General features: G+C 41.5%; 13 protein-coding genes, 1 tRNA gene and 1 CRISPR repeat array (1 of these 15 cut by a window edge). Of the genes, 11 read left to right on the plus strand and 3 right to left on the minus strand.

Translation table 11 applies throughout. The annotated features are described in order from the left end of the window. Positions 1-37 precede the first annotated feature (37 nt). Both UNH61_RS23340 and UNH61_RS23345 read right to left on the minus strand, forming a co-directional pair. Positions 38-238, minus strand: coding sequence for a hypothetical protein (locus UNH61_RS23340; protein ID WP_326994425.1), 201 nt, complete (start codon positions 236-238; stop codon positions 38-40). Positions 239-326: 88 nt separating this feature from the next. Beyond that, a complete protein-coding gene (locus UNH61_RS23345; protein WP_326994426.1) occupies positions 327-1,346 on the minus strand; it encodes a glycosyltransferase family 2 protein in 1,020 nt (339 codons plus the stop codon). A gap of 115 nt (positions 1,347-1,461) precedes the next feature. On the opposite strand from UNH61_RS23345, the gene UNH61_RS23350 reads away from it, so the two are divergent. The 3 genes from UNH61_RS23350 (at position 1,462) to UNH61_RS23360 (ending at position 3,876) form a co-directional block, all read left to right on the plus strand. Further along, entirely contained in the window at positions 1,462-2,610 is a 1,149-nt protein-coding gene (locus tag UNH61_RS23350; protein WP_326994427.1) for a HAMP domain-containing sensor histidine kinase, read from the plus strand. Positions 2,611-2,681: 71 nt separating this feature from the next. Then, positions 2,682-2,765, plus strand: a tRNA-Leu gene (locus tag UNH61_RS23355). 346 nt (positions 2,766-3,111) lie between these two features. After that, positions 3,112-3,876 carry a hypothetical protein gene (locus tag UNH61_RS23360; RefSeq protein ID WP_326994428.1) on the plus strand — a complete coding sequence of 255 codons (765 nt, stop codon included), beginning with the start codon at positions 3,112-3,114 and terminating at the stop codon, positions 3,874-3,876. Between the two features lie 423 nt (positions 3,877-4,299). On the opposite strand, the gene UNH61_RS23365 is transcribed toward UNH61_RS23360, so the two are convergent. Further along, positions 4,300-4,761, minus strand: a complete 462-nt coding sequence (locus tag UNH61_RS23365; RefSeq protein ID WP_326994429.1) for a helix-turn-helix domain-containing protein — start codon at positions 4,759-4,761, stop codon at positions 4,300-4,302. Positions 4,762-5,047: 286 nt separating this feature from the next. Here UNH61_RS23365 and cas6 point away from each other — a divergent pair, with 286 nt between their 5' ends. The 8 genes from cas6 to cas2 all read left to right on the plus strand — a co-directional run bounded on the left by cas6 (position 5,048) and on the right by cas2 (position 12,895). Next, a complete protein-coding gene (gene cas6 / locus UNH61_RS23370; protein ID WP_326994430.1) occupies positions 5,048-5,704 on the plus strand; it encodes a CRISPR-associated endoribonuclease Cas6 in 657 nt (218 codons plus the stop codon). Between the two features lie 116 nt (positions 5,705-5,820). Next, positions 5,821-6,399, plus strand: a complete 579-nt coding sequence (locus UNH61_RS23375; RefSeq protein WP_326994431.1) for a hypothetical protein — start codon at positions 5,821-5,823, stop codon at positions 6,397-6,399. Further along, positions 6,396-8,534, plus strand: a complete 2,139-nt coding sequence (gene cas3 / locus UNH61_RS23380; RefSeq protein ID WP_326994432.1) for a CRISPR-associated helicase Cas3' — start codon at positions 6,396-6,398, stop codon at positions 8,532-8,534. Before UNH61_RS23375 ends, cas3 begins: the two co-directional genes overlap by 4 nt. A gap of 12 nt (positions 8,535-8,546) precedes the next feature. Beyond that, positions 8,547-9,830: a hypothetical protein gene (locus UNH61_RS23385; RefSeq protein ID WP_326994433.1), complete on the plus strand. Its 1,284-nt coding sequence runs from the start codon at positions 8,547-8,549 to the stop codon at positions 9,828-9,830. A gap of 18 nt (positions 9,831-9,848) precedes the next feature. Then, the gene (locus UNH61_RS23390) at positions 9,849-10,913 is read left to right on the plus strand and encodes a hypothetical protein (RefSeq protein WP_326994434.1); all 1,065 of its coding nucleotides are present in this window, start codon (positions 9,849-9,851) and stop codon (positions 10,911-10,913) included. Between the two features lie 37 nt (positions 10,914-10,950). Further along, the gene (gene cas4 / locus UNH61_RS23395; protein ID WP_326994435.1) at positions 10,951-11,481 is read left to right on the plus strand and encodes a CRISPR-associated protein Cas4; all 531 of its coding nucleotides are present in this window, start codon (positions 10,951-10,953) and stop codon (positions 11,479-11,481) included. Between the two features lie 135 nt (positions 11,482-11,616). Next, positions 11,617-12,621: a type I-B CRISPR-associated endonuclease Cas1b gene (gene cas1b / locus UNH61_RS23400; RefSeq protein WP_326994436.1), complete on the plus strand. Its 1,005-nt coding sequence runs from the start codon at positions 11,617-11,619 to the stop codon at positions 12,619-12,621. 10 nt (positions 12,622-12,631) lie between these two features. Further along, the gene (gene cas2, locus UNH61_RS23405) at positions 12,632-12,895 is read left to right on the plus strand and encodes a CRISPR-associated endonuclease Cas2 (protein ID WP_326994437.1); all 264 of its coding nucleotides are present in this window, start codon (positions 12,632-12,634) and stop codon (positions 12,893-12,895) included. A 206-nt stretch (positions 12,896-13,101) separates the two neighbouring features. Continuing rightward, a CRISPR array of direct repeats spans positions 13,102-17,990; the repeat unit is 30 nt; unit sequence CTTGTAATTGGACTATTATAGAATGGAAAG; it runs 1,276 nt beyond the window's last position.

Here is a 17,990-nt window from a genome sequence, read left to right on the forward strand (position 1 = left end):
TACGGTGAAGGCTGGATAATTATGTAAAAGCTATTGCTTACTTATATTTCGGATTATACAGTGTGCTTTCCTGGATTTTTACATCCGGCTTACCAGCGTATCTGTGCTGGAAAAGATTGTAACAACCACCCAGTGAAGATGCCACTATGCAGAATAACGCCACGTAAAACGTCCAGCGGGAACGTGAAACCTTATCTAAGGTAATATCATTCTTATTTTCTACTGTATTATGTTCCATATTCAGTTTATTTCCGGTGCAAACCTACACAATATTTTGAAATTTTCGAATTCCGGCAAGAGAAATTTAATAACCCGTTCCTCCCGGCTCAGATCAGCTCTGAGAATTTTTTATGTCTTAAAAAATAATATCTCCAGATCATAATGCCATGGAACACCCCTCTCATTTTCATCAGTTTCATCTCCGGGAGGTTATCTTTCTTCACATAATTCCTCCTCCAGCGATAGTAGTCTTTATACGCGCGGTAGATGGCCGCCATATCCTTAGGTTTCCCTGCCACCAGGCTTTTTACGCCTGCCAGTATATCCAGGAAGAAACGTTGCACCAGTACGATCCAGCGGTCGTCGCTGTCCAGGTTCTTCCATAACATCATCAGGTTGTTCCTGAAATTCAGGTATAGTTTCCGTGGATTTCCCTGGGGCAGGCTGCCGCCTCCCACATGAAAAACCTTTGATTCAGGGCAGTAACAGATACGGTAGCCTGCCCGCTGTAAACGCCAGCAAAGGTCTACTTCTTCCATATGTGCAAAAAAATCACGGTCAAATCCTCCTACCTCGTGAAAGCAATGCGAACGGATGAATAAAGCAGCACCTGTGGCCCAGAACACATCCTGTACATCGTCGTACTGCCCCAGATCTTTCTCGAGCGTATACAGGATACGGCCACGGCAGAAGGTATATCCGAGGATATCCATCCAGCCGCCTGCAGCGCCTGCATATTCAAATTCTTCCGGCTGCTTGTAGGCCCTCATTTTAGGCTGACATGCAGCAATGGCTGGATCCTGCTCCATCAGCGCCACTACCGGCTCAATCCAGCCTGGCTCCACTTCCACATCCTGATTCAGGAGTACATAAATATCGGCCTCCACCTGTTGCAGTGCATCGTTATAACCGCCAGCAAATCCATCGTTCCGCGCATTCTGTATGATCCTGATCCGGGGATAATGCTGCTGCACAAAAGCCACACTGTCGTCTGTAGACGCATTGTCTGCCAGCACCACCTGCATATTCGCATAAGTAGAACGGCAAACCGAGGGAAGGAACTTCTCCAGGAAAGATCTTCCATTCCAATTTAAAATAACAACTGCTACTGATGGCAATACCGGCAACTGATCTTACGTTTATGCGTGAACAATTATTTTTGAGATGCAAATATGCAACAATCAGTGCTAATATTTGCCATTTATGAAGATCCGGAAGCGGAATTAGAGTTATATTAGAAGTATGTTTAAACAATTCATTGGGTGGAAGTTCGTACTGGCCGCCATAGCAGTGCTGATCATTGGTACTACTATCTGGTTTGTCAGCAACCTGTCCAGGAATATCCGGGAAGAAGAAAGAAAAAAAGTGGCAACCTGGGTAGAAGCAAATCGGGAAGTACTACAGGCCGATACCGATGCCAATCTCAACCTGGCGGTGGATATCATGACCAACAATACCACCATCCCGCTCATATTAACAGATGAGGAAGGACATATACTCGACAGCCGGAACCTTGATACAATGCTTATCAGGCAGGATCCTGCCTATCTTCCCGCCCAACTGAAAGCATTTCAGCGGCAGCATCCACCGTTTATCATGGAAGTAGATGCCAGGCAGAAAAAATACAACTATGTCTATTACGGCGATTCGCTCATTCTGCGACAGATCAGGTACTATCCGTACATCCAGCTCACTGTGGTAACCCTGTTCATTGGCCTGGCATTGTTTGCGCTTTCCAGCACCAACCGGGCCACTCAGAACCAGGTTTGGGTAGGCCTTGCCAAAGAAACGGCCCACCAGCTTGGCACCCCTCTTTCGTCGATGGAAGCCTGGCTGGAAATCCTCCGCGAAAATGAGGCCAACCGGACTATCGTTACTGAGCTATCCAAAGATGTAGACCGGCTCAAACTGATCACCGACCGTTTCTCCAAGATAGGCAGCGTGCCCAAACTGGAGGAAACCGATATCGTTACCCAGCTGGAGAACATGGTGGCTTATATCCGCAAACGAGCGCCCCAGAAAGTGCAGATTAATATACATACAGCAGAGGATGAATTGCCATCGATGATCTCTCCCCCTTTATTCGACTGGGTGGTCGAGAACCTGCTGAAAAACGCGCTGGATGCGATGGAGGGCAAGGGTAATATCGATATCACCATAGAAAATCATCCTACATTTATTACGATAGATATTGCCGATACGGGAAAGGGGATTTCTAAAATAAACTTTGAGAAAGTTTTCAAACCCGGATTCAGTACGAAAAAAAGAGGCTGGGGCCTTGGGTTGTCATTGGCGAGAAGGATTATTGAAGAATACCACCGGGGACGGCTGTACGTTAAATCGTCGGAAGTTAATAAGGGCACGGTTTTCCGGATATTGCTCAGGAAATAATCTAGTTTTTCAGGAAATAAATTTGGTTTTTTTAAAAAAGCAGTTATTTTTGCACCCCATTCATACCAAATGCGAAGGTGGCGAAATTGGTAGACGCGCTACTTTGAGGTGGTAGTGCCTGAAAGGGCTTGAGAGTTCGAATCTCTTCCTTCGCACAGAAAACGTCATAATGAGATAGTTCATTGTGACGTTTTTTTATTTTGAGCTAAATGGGCATTAAGTACGGCAATTGTTCTTTTAACATCGCTCATATTAACAACTCATATTGATTTTTTGTGAGATCAAGTTAAAATCCTGGTGACTGGTGACCTGTAATAGTTTGCCATCCAACTTTTCGAAATCTTCTAATACCCGTGTAATCAGTACTGAACAATTCCCTCTTCCGGGGTACCACCCGTTGAATATACGCTAACACCCAGGCCAGACACATTTGATAGTTGCTAAAGAAGTCTCGGGAGCTGATCCCCCGGTTGTCATAACTTTAAGAAAAACGTAGTTAATATGGCAACGCAAACAGGCCCATTCCTCTTTACCGGCAAGCTGAATAACGTGATTGGCTACGAACGCAATGGAGTTCACTTCCTGCGTAGTATGCCTGCCCGGGTAAAACAAACAACGGCCACCCGGCAGGCTGCCCGCAATTTTGGTATTGCCAGCCGTAAAGGCCGCCTCATACGCAAAGCATTCGCCCCGCACCTGGATCTTCGTTGCGACGGCGCTTTCGTAAACCGGCTGAACAAAGTGCTGATACAATCCGGCGTACAGGGCATAAAAGGATACCGGTTCAACCGGCACACCGGCCTGGAAAAATTCTTCTCTCACTCCCCCATATTCACACCCGATGACATACTGCTGATTCCTGCACAGGAATTATCACGATTGTCCGGATTCACCCATTTTGAGATAAAAGCCATCGCTGTGCGGGCTCATTTTGCCCACCGGCGGGTTACAGGCGCAGTCTCCATCACAAAGAGGATTGATCTCAGTAAACCGTTCGAAGGCATGGAACTGAACATGACCGTTCCGGGAAAAGGAACAGGGATGGTCGTATTACAGGTACGCGCTTTCCAGGGGAGTCTGGTTACCGACAACAGCAAATACATGACTGCAGAGCTGATCGCTGTAACTACAGCAGCATCTTCAATCCCACAAGCCGGTAAAAAACACAGCAAGCCACTATTGAAACGATGGCCATTGTACCAGGACGTACTGTCACTTAAGGGTTCTGCTATTGGCTACTCTTCATTAGCCTTACAACGGGAATGAACAGGTATGGCTTTTTGCCGACCGGAGATTGTTATCAGCTGTTCTTATATTATTTCCAGGAAATTGGTTCATGGATACCTATGTCCGGATGTATGAATACCGGCCTTTTTTACAGGCATATGCCTGATTGTTGCTTAGAAATACCCGATACCTCACTGCATTTTTGTCCTGCGCTATTATACCCCAGGTAAAACTTCATTCACCACATCATCCATCCATCTTCAGATCAACTCCACCTTACCTGCATCATTCTCCCATTAATCCTCCCGCTTTCTCCTATCACTCCTTCATGCTGCCGCACTGGCTTGTATGGATGTAAGCGAGAAATCCACCTCTGCCAGTCGAAGTAAAAAATCACGTAAAGGCACTGGATATAGAACATTTGCATCAAGTACAGCAATCATACTTTTAATATCGCTCATATCAATAGCCCATATTAAGTGCTTGTGCCTGTGCAGCCAACAAGTCTAATTTATCGGCCCGGTTCTTTTTCATTTTTTTATCGAATGCAATCAGGTCGCTTAAATGAATTCTACGGTGAGTACCAACTTTGAAATGAGGTATCTCTCCTCTTTCCAGTAGATGCACAATATGCGGGCGTGAAACCCCCAGCAGGTCTGCGGCCTGCTGGGTACTGATGTCATCCTTTTTCCCTGAGAGTATTAAGGCAATAGGATTCCCCTCCGCCATGTTATCCAGGATGGTAAAGAAAAGTTGAAATGCAGATTTGGGTACATCCAAATCTTCCTCTATATCGTCAATTCTCAGGGTTATTGTTCCTTTTGTATTTTTTGTCAATTCAGCTAACGCCTCTGACACTTTCTTTCGGAGCCTTTTAGCGATTTTTTGTTCGCTCCTGGTCGGTTTCTCCAGTATAGCTTCCATGATGATGTATTTGTGTATAAAAAAATGATTTCAAACGAAATAAATAATCATATATTAATACTACACACACATATCATTATCAACAAATCAAGTACAAAATACGTTAGAGTCACGAAAAACTGCAAGTCGTCAAAAAACAAAAACTTATTTATTAATTAGTACGATTGATCCCATTTAGGTGTATTAGAAAGCGGGGGCCTTTTTCAAATTATATTCATAAACAAGGGGAAAAATCCCGTTGTTTCATTAGGCGTAAAATTTTCACATTTGTTGAATAACTATAATTATGCGACTGTACTTAGCCCTTTCCCGAAATAGACAACTGGTTCCCTACAACTATCAACCCCAGCTCACGGGTGCAATTCACAAATGGTTGGGCCAGAATAGTTGGCACGGTACTACAGCTTTATTTTCTTTTTCCTGGTTGCAACGGGGTGAATCAACCGGAAAAGGTTTATCATTTCCCCATGGTGCGAGACTAGAGATATCCGCGTATGAATCAGATTTTATTAAACGGCTTATAAAAGGCGTTCAGCAAGATCCCTATCTCGCTTTTGGTTTGAAAGCCACAGACATTACAATCCAGGAAGCTCCAATATTTTCCGAAAAAGAAACGCTATTTGTAACCAGCCCAATTTTGATCAAACGAACAATAGACAACAGGGATATTCATTATACCTATGATGACCCGTTATGTGGGGCCCTGTTGACCGAAACATTGCAAAGAAAACTGCGGATAGCTGGAATTGCACCAGATGGTGTAAAAGTGGATTTTTTAAAGGATTACCCTGGCGCTCAAACTAAAATCATTTACTATAACAAAATTGGGAACAGAGTTAATATATGCCCGGTAATAATAGAAGGTACACCTGAGCAGATCTCATTTGCATGGAAAACCGGCTTGGGCAACAGTACTGGCATTGGCTTCGGTGCGTTAAAATAAAAAACAGATCGCAGATTCAACTACACGATTTTGACATAGCAACTGGTGATACCCGAATATTCTTTAAGGTTGAATAGTGTTCCAAGATGAATGAATGCAGCAAAAAATATAGAGAAATGGCTTCATTATATGTCGCAAAATACTCCGGTCCATTTGGTTTTATAAAACCCTGGACGGCAGTTCGGGATAGCAAAACCTTTAGTCAGCAGTTCCTGACCGCTTCATCCCTGGAAGGGATCGAGAAAAAATTATTTCCGGAAACACTATCCCAAAAAGGGATACAAAAAATAGTGCGCTACAAGCTCACATATGCCGCCATCAGCTTACAACAGGAAGTAACCCAAACGAGAGGATGGGAATATAAAAAGCAGCAGGCGTTGATGATACGCAATCGCTCCATTCTGGAAAGAGGCATTATGATCGACCCTGTGTTGCTCCTCGCTTTCGGAAATATTGCGGATGCAAACATTGCAGCCAGACAGCACATATGCCTCTGCCGCAATGAAGATATCCTTTTTCCAGATCCGGATATTACTACCCTGGATGAAGATGCATTCAATGAATTGGATGGATTTGAACTGCGCTTTGGCGAGGTAGACGGCGCATTTATTACTGGCTTCCATCGTTTCGATAACGCAGCGCCTATGTATGGTCAACTCGAAGTAACCGGCAACCCTGTAAAAAACAGTCAATGACCCGATTCGATCATCTGTTAGCCAAAAGCGAACAACACGGAAAAATGACACTGATACAGCATCTGTACGATGTGGCATGTATTGCCGTGCGGATAGCTAAAAGCATGGGACTGGATGAGCATATTGCTTATAAGGGGGCAATTTTGCACGATATTGGCAAAGCTAGCGGGCAATTTCAAAAGACATTGAACAAGAACTTCCAACGCCCGCCAGGCTTTGTTTTCCGTCACGAAATAGCTTCCCTTTTCTTCCTTTCATTAATAGACGAACAAGACAGGCCTGCTGTGATAGACATGGTGGTGGCTCATCATAAATCTATTTACAAAGATGCAGGAGGCATGGGGTTGCTTGATCTAATGGACAACCTGGACGATTGCTTCGAACAACATGCTATCGGGTTCGACTCCTGGGTATCAGATGCGTTAGGCATCCTGGCATATTTTGGCTTCAATATCAGCCCCATAACGACAACTAAAGCCAAACAAAACTTTGAAACCGTAGTAGCTTGCTGCGAGGCTAAGAAGTATGGTTACTCCAAATGGAAAGGATTATTGATCGCAGCAGACCATCTGGCCTCCGCTATGGATAGCGAAGTGTCCAAAATTGTGTCCCGGCTTTTTATCAAACCCAACCTGATTTTCTATAACCGACGGGGTGAATTATATCCCTTATCGGTTATTCCCGGTGACGATCTCCGACGCCATACACTGGTAACAGCCCCTACCGGCGCTGGCAAAACCGATTTCCTGTTGAAACGCTGCAAAGGAAGAGTATTTTATACGCTACCCTTTCAGGCTTCCATCAACGCCATGTATGAGAGAATTAAACAGGATTTGAAAAATACCAATGCGCAGGTGCATTTTTTACACGCATCATCAGCCCTTAGGATGGAAGGAAAAAGTCTGGAAGAAAAAATACTGCAACGGCATATTGGTGCTTCTGTTAAGGTCCTTACACCGCATCAAATGGCATCACTTGTTTTCGGAACCAAAGGATATGAAGCTCTGATCGCCGACCTAACAGGCTGCGATATCATCCTGGACGAGATACATACTTATTCAGAAACCATGCAGGCTATTGTACTGAAGATAGTGGAAATACTGTGTGCATTGGATTGCAGGGTACATATCGGAACGGCTACAATGCCTGCTATTTTGTATAACCGTCTTTTACAGATCATGGGTGGAAAGGATCAGGTTTATGAAGTGACGTTACCTGACAATATACTGGATACGTTCAATCGGCACATCATTCATAAAGTAGAACGCTTCGATGAACTGAAACAAATCATAGAAGATGCCATTGCATCAAAAAAGAAGATCTTAATTGTCGCCAACAAAGTAGCCCGATCACAGGACCTCTACAACAAGTTGCGCGACCAATATCCACAGGTAAACAAGATGCTTATCCATAGCCGATTTAAAAGAACCAGGAGAGCAGCATTGGAAACGAAATTGAAAGAAGAATTTAATGATAACACCGAAGCCTGCATCGTCGTAGCTACCCAAGTGGTAGAAGTGAGCCTGGATATCAGCTTTGACCTGATGATTACGGATGCTGCCCCAATTGACGCCTTGATCCAAAGATTCGGAAGAATTAACAGGAAAAGATCGCTGGAGACCATCGGGCATTACAAACCTATATACGTCATAGCTCCGCCAGATAATGACAATGATGCAAAACCCTATCGGCTTGAAGTATTAAAGAGAAGTTATGAAGCATTGCCCAACGGAGAGGTATTGCAGGAAAAAAAATTGCAGCAACAGATTGATACGGTATATCCCGAGATCGAGTTTGTCAACATCGATTTAGATGCAGTTTTTGTAGAAGGTAAATGGCGCATAAAGGAGCTATGGCATCATCCCAAATCAGCCCTACTGGAAGTACTCGATATCGATTCCATTGCTTGTATTGAAGAATCAGAGCGGGCATTATATGAGTCGGCAGACTATGCTGTTCAGGCTGGTATGGAAATTCCCGTTTCTTACCGATCTATCGGTTTCAACCAGTTAGATCAGCTAAAAACTGGTAGCAGGCCCTTTGTTATTCCATCTAAAGCATACGATATTGATGAAGGGTTCAGGTCTCAATTCGCTAAACCGGAATTTTACGATGCAACACTCAGATTTCTATAATCATATAAAATTATGATAGCAGTTAATATTGGTAAAACATTTTTAAAAGTCTATAACGAAAAATACAACAGCGCTTATGGCGCCAAAGATTTCTTTGTAGAGAAATACTTTCCTTTGTTTTTTGATGAGGAGAAATATATGCAATGGGTCACCAACTCTCCATTTGTGCAAGGCATCAAAAAAGGAGCTCCCCCATCAGCTGTAGAAAGAAAGCAGAAGTTATCTGTACTGGTAGATAAAATTGCGAACAGTGCGGCCGATGCCAGTATTGCTATAGGTTTTCCTTCCCTGGACATGACTGCTACTACCTCCGGACAACTCACCAGCCTGGAGCTTCCTTTAAAAGAAGAGGACGCGTATTTGTCCTGGATCGGCAGCGGGCTTGGCATTGGCATACAGGGAGGACTGTCTATCTTCTTTAACAAACCGCAATTACTTTTAGACATTTTTGATGGATGGATGATTTACCGGAACTACCTCAATAAAACACCGCAATTAAGAGGTAATCAAATCAATACCTGGAACGGGCAATGGATAGCACATCGTTACGATTCTCGTCTTTATGACACACAGGATCCCACAGCCCAGTTTAATGGAATAAGTGCGACTAAAGACGGCGGATTAGAAGTAAACACGCAATCCTGGACCTCCATCCTGATTGGCATATGCCGTACTTTTCCCGATACACAGCTGACAGGCTATATATACAATCTGGGCCAGACTAATACAACAATTGGTTTTATTCCCTTCCGCTTACCGCAAATAATAAGACCGGTGGATCTTTACGAGAAATATTTTGGCACATCGAAAAAAGCAGAAGTCGAGCAATTATTCGGTACCGCATTTGGTTTCACCAAAGCCTGCCAGATGGGCTCTATCGGGATCAATGCCATGGAGCCAAAAGGCCTCCGGGATTTTATAGAAAAAGGGAAAATTCCGGTATACAATGAACAGGACGAAGAGAAGAAACTCAATTTCCATACATATCAAATCTGGTTATTAGCTATGCTTAACAATGAACAACTTTGGGAAAGCGCGCAACAGTTTGCTGCGTCCCTGAATCAGTACGCCCTCAGCAGCGAGAAAGGGAAAAAGGACAAAACCAATCATGTAAAGGCTGTATTATCTTCCACAAGTCAGAAACAATTCCTGGATAACCTGACCATCGTTGTAGAAGACAATGGAGCGAATACTAATTATGAGGAAATGGCCAAGCTCATCCACATGATGCCCAAAGACAATGTTCCTTATTTCCTTACACTCATACGCTTCCATTTTGCCATCATCAGTAAATAATCATAAAAAAATAAAAAGATGAATCCTTACATTTATTTAAGAGCATTAAAACACGCAGAGCATACGGTATTCGGCGTACAGGAAGGACAAAAAACATATTACGATGCACAGTTCGGACAATATTGTGCTTACTCCAGCGGTCAGCAGGTAAAACGCTCCGTTCTGGAAGACCTTACTGCCAACCTGAATGTCCCAATGGCGCCGGTAACATTTAACTACAATGTTACTAAAGATAAGCAACTGGAAAATAAAGAACCCTGGTCGCCCTGTGATCCAAACTATATCGATCAGTTAATCGGAGGCTGGATGCGAGCTGGAGATGGCATTACCGTTAAAAGACGTAGTCCTTTATCAATATCCGCCATGCGGCCTTTGCATCCGTTGTTATCAGGAACGGTGAAAGAAAATCTCACCTTCGATAGAAGTAATCGGCCGGATAATAATCCCGTGAATGTACGGATGGCAGGTAGCGATAAGCTGCTAACCGAAGAAGAAATTGAAGCTTATCTTACCACCAATAACCGTACCCTACCCCGTCGCAACTGGATCCCGGATAATAGAAGAGCACAAGGCCTTTTTGTATATGATATAGCCATTGATTTAAGAACACTCTTTTCGGTATCGACTAACCAGCATGAACCGGAATTAAGCAAAGAAAAGATCCAGGAACTAAAAACCAAAGGTTGGATAGAAGGCGAGAATACATTTGGTAAATGCCTGATCATGCCCAAAGCCGAAAGGGAAAAAGTAATCCCGGCATTAGCCAATGCTCTGCTAAACTGGCGTATCACCTCTAATCAGGCACGTACATTCAGTTTAATGGAAACACTTGCCGTAGCCATCAGCGATAATGCCAGTACGCTTACCGGTGCCATACGTGCTAAGCTAATTGACGATGGTGACAGACCGAAAGCCAAACCAATCATCGATGAGACTGCCGGTGCAGATTTGTTCATAACACTACCTTGTTCTGGTTACATAGCCACCGTTAATGAAAGCGCTGATGCACTCGTTAAAGCCGGGGAAAAGTTGGCTTCAATGATGAATGCTTTCGATTACGAGAATCAAATATTGAAAGCCTGATATTTCTCCAACTATTCGAAACGCTGATATGTAAATTATGCAACTCACCGCCACCCACATCAACTACTATCATGTATGCCATCGAAAGTTATGGTTATTTTCCAATGGGATCAACATGGAACATACTTCTGATATAGTATATGATGGCAAACTGCTGCATGAGACAAGTTATCCGCAAAGAGCAGAGAAATATACGGAAATCGATATATCAGCCATGGTTGCTGATGACATTCAGCTTACCGGCAAGATTGACTTTTACGACGCAAAAGAAAGGACCATCCATGAAACCAAGCGTAGTGACAAGATAGAAGAAGCCCATGAATGGCAGGCGAAATACTATATATGGTTATTGGAACTAAACAGTGTAACCGGCGTACATGCCATTCTGGAATACCCCCGGCTCCGGCAAACTGATGAAGTCTGGCTATCTGAAACCGATAAAATTCATTTACAAGAAGTAATTAATAAAATTACTTCCTTACAAAAAAATGAAGTGTGCCCGCCAAAAATCAATAGTAAGATATGTAAAAGCTGCAGTTACTATGATCTGTGTTATGTGGAAGAATAAGCAAACGCTTAAACAGAAAATCATCATGCTAAAAAAAACGAATAAATATTATTGAAAAGTAATATTAACAATACGCATCAATCTATATTTAATACGGAACATTAGTAAATATGTTCAACCAGGATATAATAAGACATGAAAAGATCCTACTACCTTTTTAACCCCGGCCGCATGAGCCGTAAAGACAACACCCTCAAGTTCACACCACTGGATGAAGTAGGCAATGAAGGTACACCGAAGTACATCCCAGTAGAAAGTGTGGACAATCTGTACACCTTTGGCGCGCTGGACGCCAACAGCGCTTTATATAACTTTTTGGGCAAAGAACAAATCAGTGTACACTTCTTTGATTACTACGAACACTATACCGGTAGCTTTATGCCCAAGGATTATTTGCTGAGTGGGAAAGTACTAATTGCCCAAACAGAGATATATTCCAAACCAAAGAAGCGAATCCTTATAGCACAAAAATTTATCGAGGGAGCAGCTTTCAATATGGTCAAAAACCTTCGCTACTATAACAATCGCGCAAGAGCTACTGTTGCACAAATTGATAAGATAGAAGTGCTGGCTGCACAAATCGCTTTAGTGCCCGATATAGAAACCCTGATGGGTGTAGAAGGCAATATCCGCATGACCTATTATGAAGCTTTTGATCTGATCATCAACGATTATGAAATGGGGAATCGCACCAAACAACCGCCCAATAACGAAGTTAATGCGATGGTATCTTTTGTTAACAGCATGTGTTACACGCTCTGCTTGGATATGATCTATCATACACAACTGAATCCGACCATCAGCTTTTTACACCAGCCTGGCTACCGTCGTTACTCACTGGCTTTAGATCTGGCGGAGGTATTCAAACCAATATTGGCCGATCGACTGATCTTTGCCTTGTTGAATAAAAAGATGATTCAGAAAAACGATTTCGATCATAACCTGAACAGCTGCCTGCTCAAAGATAGTGGCCGGAAAAAAGTAGTAAAAGCCTGGGATGAAAAATTGAGCGAAACCATCAGGCATCGCTCACTTGGGAGAAATGTAAGCTACAGACACCTGGTAAAACTGGAATGCTACAAATTAGTGAAACATGTGCTGGGTATAGAATCATACAAGCCATTTAAAGCATGGTGGTAAATCCTGGACGATGTATATAATATTGGTGTATGATATAGAAGAAAAGCGGGTAGGTAAAATGCTGAAATTATGCCGGCAATACCTGAATTGGATACAGAACAGCGTATTTGAAGGCGAGCTGACAGAAGTAAAATTAAAAGAGTTACTACAAAAAGCTAAAGGCATCATGGATACGGATGCAGATAGCATTATTGTATTCAAAAGCAGGCAGGAGAAGTGGTTGGAAAAGCAGGTATTAGGTAAAGAAAAAAACGAGATCGACAACATTTTGTAGTTGTCGAAGAGGTTTTCTGAAGATTTACCGAAGCCAGAAGGTTCTTTGACATAGTGGGAAAGTATTGAAAACAGGGGATAAATCCGTGTTGTCGATGCACGGGGGAAATCTTATGATTGTGCATTGACGACTTTTTTTGATAAAAATAGTGAGTTTTATCTTCGTATAGCCTTAATAACAGGCTTTTTTTGTCGTCAGTCCGACGGCTTGTAATTGGACTATTATAGAATGGAAAGTCCCAGCAGCCGAAGTGGACTGGTCGGAAGAATGGGCTTGTAATTGGACTATTATAGAATGGAAAGTTAACTCCAACCGCTGTTACTAAGTAAGTGGCAGTTCTTGTAATTGGACTATTATAGAATGGAAAGAAAAAGGAATGAATCAAGTAAGATTATTCTCGCACGCTTGTAATTGGACTATTATAGAATGGAAAGGGCAAAAGTAACTCCATGTGTGTTTATTGGTAAGGCTTGTAATTGGACTATTATAGAATGGAAAGCCAACAGAATCCGGTAGGGAGGCGGCAGGGAATGTACTTGTAATTGGACTATTATAGAATGGAAAGAAGTCTCGTAAATAATTTAACATCATATCCAGACTGCTTGTAATTGGACTATTATAGAATGGAAAGATATGGATAATGGGTTTTATACGTACCGTGTCACTGCTTGTAATTGGACTATTATAGAATGGAAAGCTGGTAGCCTTTCTTTTCATTTGTCTGTTCGTATCCTTGTAATTGGACTATTATAGAATGGAAAGCTAACTATTCAGCCAACAGAGCCCATAGGCTTCTCGTCTTGTAATTGGACTATTATAGAATGGAAAGATGAAAACAATAACAGAATTAAAAGCAGAATTAAAGCTTGTAATTGGACTATTATAGAATGGAAAGGAATAGACAATGTTGATCGTATCCAGCTGCTAATGGCTTGTAATTGGACTATTATAGAATGGAAAGATAACTATGCCCAACCGGATTTCAAATTTGTGGCAGCTTGTAATTGGACTATTATAGAATGGAAAGGATAGAGGTGGAGCGCAAGTGGACAGAACACGGCGCTTGTAATTGGACTATTATAGAATGGAAAGTTTTGCAGATGAGGGTATATTCATTGCATCTGAAATTACTTGTAATTGGACTATTATAGAATGGAAAGCCGGTAACTCCGCGCACGCTTCAACCACCGGGGACTCCTTGTAATTGGACTATTATAGAATGGAAAGCAGAAGATCCGGGATAAGATAGAGGGATTGCGCTGGCTTGTAATTGGACTATTATAGAATGGAAAGATATAATGTTAATCATTATCCTGGGTACCGTAATAGCTTGTAATTGGACTATTATAGAATGGAAAGGCACTAGGAGCAATTGCAGCAGCGGCGGCTATTGTTCTTGTAATTGGACTATTATAGAATGGAAAGGAAAGTAATGGAAGTGGGAATTGGTAAACATTACACCTTGTAATTGGACTATTATAGAATGGAAAGTAATTTTCCATTTGGTACCACATCGGGAATTGATCACTTGTAATTGGACTATTATAGAATGGAAAGCCGATTTAATGGCTGTTTCAATCTCCTGCGAGGCATTCTTGTAATTGGACTATTATAGAATGGAAAGTGGCAGGCCCTAATCAAATAGTTGCTACGTCCGACCTTGTAATTGGACTATTATAGAATGGAAAGCGATCTACATTGTCGAAGGCGGCAATCGCTATTTTCCTTGTAATTGGACTATTATAGAATGGAAAGCCGGTTACTACGCGCACGCTTCAACCACCGGTAACTACTTGTAATTGGACTATTATAGAATGGAAAGACCCCTTGCCACCAGCAGACACGAAAGCAGTATATACTTGTAATTGGACTATTATAGAATGGAAAGTGAGCAGACAACCGATACCGTGCGTATGCGCGTAGACTTGTAATTGGACTATTATAGAATGGAAAGCTGCATTTGGTGGCATGATATCCTAAACATGAATCGCTTGTAATTGGACTATTATAGAATGGAAAGGCGTTAAAACGATCAACATCCACCAATCCGGAAGGACTTGTAATTGGACTATTATAGAATGGAAAGCCGGTTACTCCGCGAACGCTTCAACCACCGGGGAACTTGTAATTGGACTATTATAGAATGGAAAGTGTTTCGATCCCTGGGTATCTTCCTGCCAGTTTCTGCTTGTAATTGGACTATTATAGAATGGAAAGCTATTTTGTATCTTTTATATCTATTTCTGTAAATGTCTTGTAATTGGACTATTATAGAATGGAAAGGTAGTTTCAATTACCAGTGTGCAATTCAAACCCTGCTTGTAATTGGACTATTATAGAATGGAAAGAGATTTATGGCGATATTCAAACGGCAAAATCGATCACTTGTAATTGGACTATTATAGAATGGAAAGTGAATACTCAATCACTATATAATATTCGTCAAGATCCTTGTAATTGGACTATTATAGAATGGAAAGTCCATCAGTACTGTTATTGTGAACAAGGCTACTACCTTGTAATTGGACTATTATAGAATGGAAAGCCGGTTACTCCGCGCACGCTTCAACCACCGGGGAATCCTTGTAATTGGACTATTATAGAATGGAAAGATAAGGATGAATCGGAAACACATCATCATCCATTAACTTGTAATTGGACTATTATAGAATGGAAAGATAAAAAGAGGATTGGGGAGGCATTGAAAGCTGGTGCTTGTAATTGGACTATTATAGAATGGAAAGGAAACTCGCGTTTCCAATACTATAGCGCCACCCGACTTGTAATTGGACTATTATAGAATGGAAAGCGAGTAAATAGTTTATATCTCCCTTTATATGATAATCTTGTAATTGGACTATTATAGAATGGAAAGCTGATTGTATCTTTTGCCCTGTGCCTTACACCATTCCTTGTAATTGGACTATTATAGAATGGAAAGCAGGTTTTGATGGCCTGAAGGATATCTTCAGTAGTTCTTGTAATTGGACTATTATAGAATGGAAAGCCGTTACATGTGATCCATGAGCACACAACCGATACCTTGTAATTGGACTATTATAGAATGGAAAGCGTTCGTAGACGGTAAGATCGCTGAACACCTCCTTCTTGTAATTGGACTATTATAGAATGGAAAGTCGCAAAACTTATCAAACAATAGTTATTGTAAAATACTTGTAATTGGACTATTATAGAATGGAAAGCAAACAAAAGCTGTTATTCTTTCTTTCATTTCCCTTCTTGTAATTGGACTATTATAGAATGGAAAGGTACTATTATTAATGATGCCTTTGGCAACTATTGCACTTGTAATTGGACTATTATAGAATGGAAAGTATTTTACAATCGCGTTTGATGGATCCGGCACCCTCTTGTAATTGGACTATTATAGAATGGAAAGTGGACATCACCCGCACAATAACAAACCGCCTACTAACTTGTAATTGGACTATTATAGAATGGAAAGAAGTCTAATGTGTTCGATCTTTCGCATGATGTTAAACTTGTAATTGGACTATTATAGAATGGAAAGGAAAATAGTATTTATTGTCAGGTGTTGAACAAAGTACTTGTAATTGGACTATTATAGAATGGAAAGCTCGGTGATGTTCGTTTGAAGCAACCCGGTGCTTATCTTGTAATTGGACTATTATAGAATGGAAAGCTGGCAAAATGAATCGTAAGACGCGTGAATGGAATGACTTGTAATTGGACTATTATAGAATGGAAAGTTTATGTTTCCCCTACTGAAAAGTATAAAGAGAAAGACTTGTAATTGGACTATTATAGAATGGAAAGCAATGGATGTTTTGAATACTATTCCATGGGCGAATACTTGTAATTGGACTATTATAGAATGGAAAGATCACTTTCCAGGCCTGCCTGGGCTAACGTGAATAACTTGTAATTGGACTATTATAGAATGGAAAGTCGAAAGAGAGCCGCTAATCTGTAATGTTGAATTGGCTTGTAATTGGACTATTATAGAATGGAAAGCTGATTACACGCTTGTAGGCAATGAGTTTATAAGGGCTTGTAATTGGACTATTATAGAATGGAAAGCTAAGTATAGAAATGTAATAGCTTCTATTTTCTACCTTGTAATTGGACTATTATAGAATGGAAAGAATTAACGTCGGACGGAATTACAGATCTTGCATGGGCTTGTAATTGGACTATTATAGAATGGAAAGTCCTGTCTGTGAGCGGGGATGACAGAAAGAAACCTGCTTGTAATTGGACTATTATAGAATGGAAAGCAGAATCGATGATAGCAATATTGGGCCTCCCGTCACCTTGTAATTGGACTATTATAGAATGGAAAGGTAATGAAGCTATCGCGTCCTTTCATCGCCAAGTCACTTGTAATTGGACTATTATAGAATGGAAAGCCAATCAGGAGATATAATTCCTTGTGACAATGGATTCTTGTAATTGGACTATTATAGAATGGAAAGGAGTATGAGGCTCCAGGTAAGGCGTACTTTACTATAGCTTGTAATTGGACTATTATAGAATGGAAAGACGCGTACATATGGGTCACATCCACGCGAATGAATCCTTGTAATTGGACTATTATAGAATGGAAAGGGATTACCGCAAAGGCGGTGGCCGGATTCTTATACTCTTGTAATTGGACTATTATAGAATGGAAAGTGTCAACATAATTCTCTTCCGCTTTATCGGCAGTTTACTTGTAATTGGACTATTATAGAATGGAAAGAGTGGTCCGCAGAGGCATCACATTTTTCTGGTTCACTTGTAATTGGACTATTATAGAATGGAAAGAAATTAAGGGCTGAGGCTCTAAAGAATGCGGCCAAGCTTGTAATTGGACTATTATAGAATGGAAAGCGATAAACCAATTCTCCTAATGCGTACATCGTTTGCTTGTAATTGGACTATTATAGAATGGAAAGAGAATCGGCGCCGTTGATGTTCTTCCAGAGGGAGGCTTGTAATTGGACTATTATAGAATGGAAAGAGACCTGCGGTTACATTAGTGAGCAGCTGCTCTTCTTCTTGTAATTGGACTATTATAGAATGGAAAGGAAGTTATCTGGTACCGTTGCGGGCAAGGCTTATCTACTTGTAA

Origin of the sequence: Chitinophaga sp. 180180018-3, from assembly GCF_037893185.1 — a bacterium.
Taxonomy (GTDB): domain Bacteria; phylum Bacteroidota; class Bacteroidia; order Chitinophagales; family Chitinophagaceae; genus Chitinophaga.

Coding starts and splice junctions, on each gene's coding strand:
- UNH61_RS23365 (WP_326994429.1), bottom strand. CDS start 4,761: ATGGAAGCTATACTGGAGAAACCGACCAGGAGCGAACAAAAAATCGCT.
- UNH61_RS23360 (WP_326994428.1), top strand. CDS start 3,112: ATGGCAACGCAAACAGGCCCATTCCTCTTTACCGGCAAGCTGAATAAC.
- UNH61_RS23375 (WP_326994431.1), top strand. CDS start 5,821: ATGGCTTCATTATATGTCGCAAAATACTCCGGTCCATTTGGTTTTATA.
- cas4 (WP_326994435.1), top strand. CDS start 10,951: ATGCAACTCACCGCCACCCACATCAACTACTATCATGTATGCCATCGA.
- cas3 (WP_326994432.1), top strand. CDS start 6,396: ATGACCCGATTCGATCATCTGTTAGCCAAAAGCGAACAACACGGAAAA.
- cas6 (WP_326994430.1), top strand. CDS start 5,048: ATGCGACTGTACTTAGCCCTTTCCCGAAATAGACAACTGGTTCCCTAC.
- UNH61_RS23385 (WP_326994433.1), top strand. CDS start 8,547: ATGATAGCAGTTAATATTGGTAAAACATTTTTAAAAGTCTATAACGAA.
- UNH61_RS23350 (WP_326994427.1), top strand. CDS start 1,462: ATGTTTAAACAATTCATTGGGTGGAAGTTCGTACTGGCCGCCATAGCA.
- UNH61_RS23340 (WP_326994425.1), bottom strand. CDS start 238: ATGGAACATAATACAGTAGAAAATAAGAATGATATTACCTTAGATAAG.
- cas1b (WP_326994436.1), top strand. CDS start 11,617: ATGAAAAGATCCTACTACCTTTTTAACCCCGGCCGCATGAGCCGTAAA.
- cas2 (WP_326994437.1), top strand. CDS start 12,632: ATGTATATAATATTGGTGTATGATATAGAAGAAAAGCGGGTAGGTAAA.
- UNH61_RS23390 (WP_326994434.1), top strand. CDS start 9,849: ATGAATCCTTACATTTATTTAAGAGCATTAAAACACGCAGAGCATACG.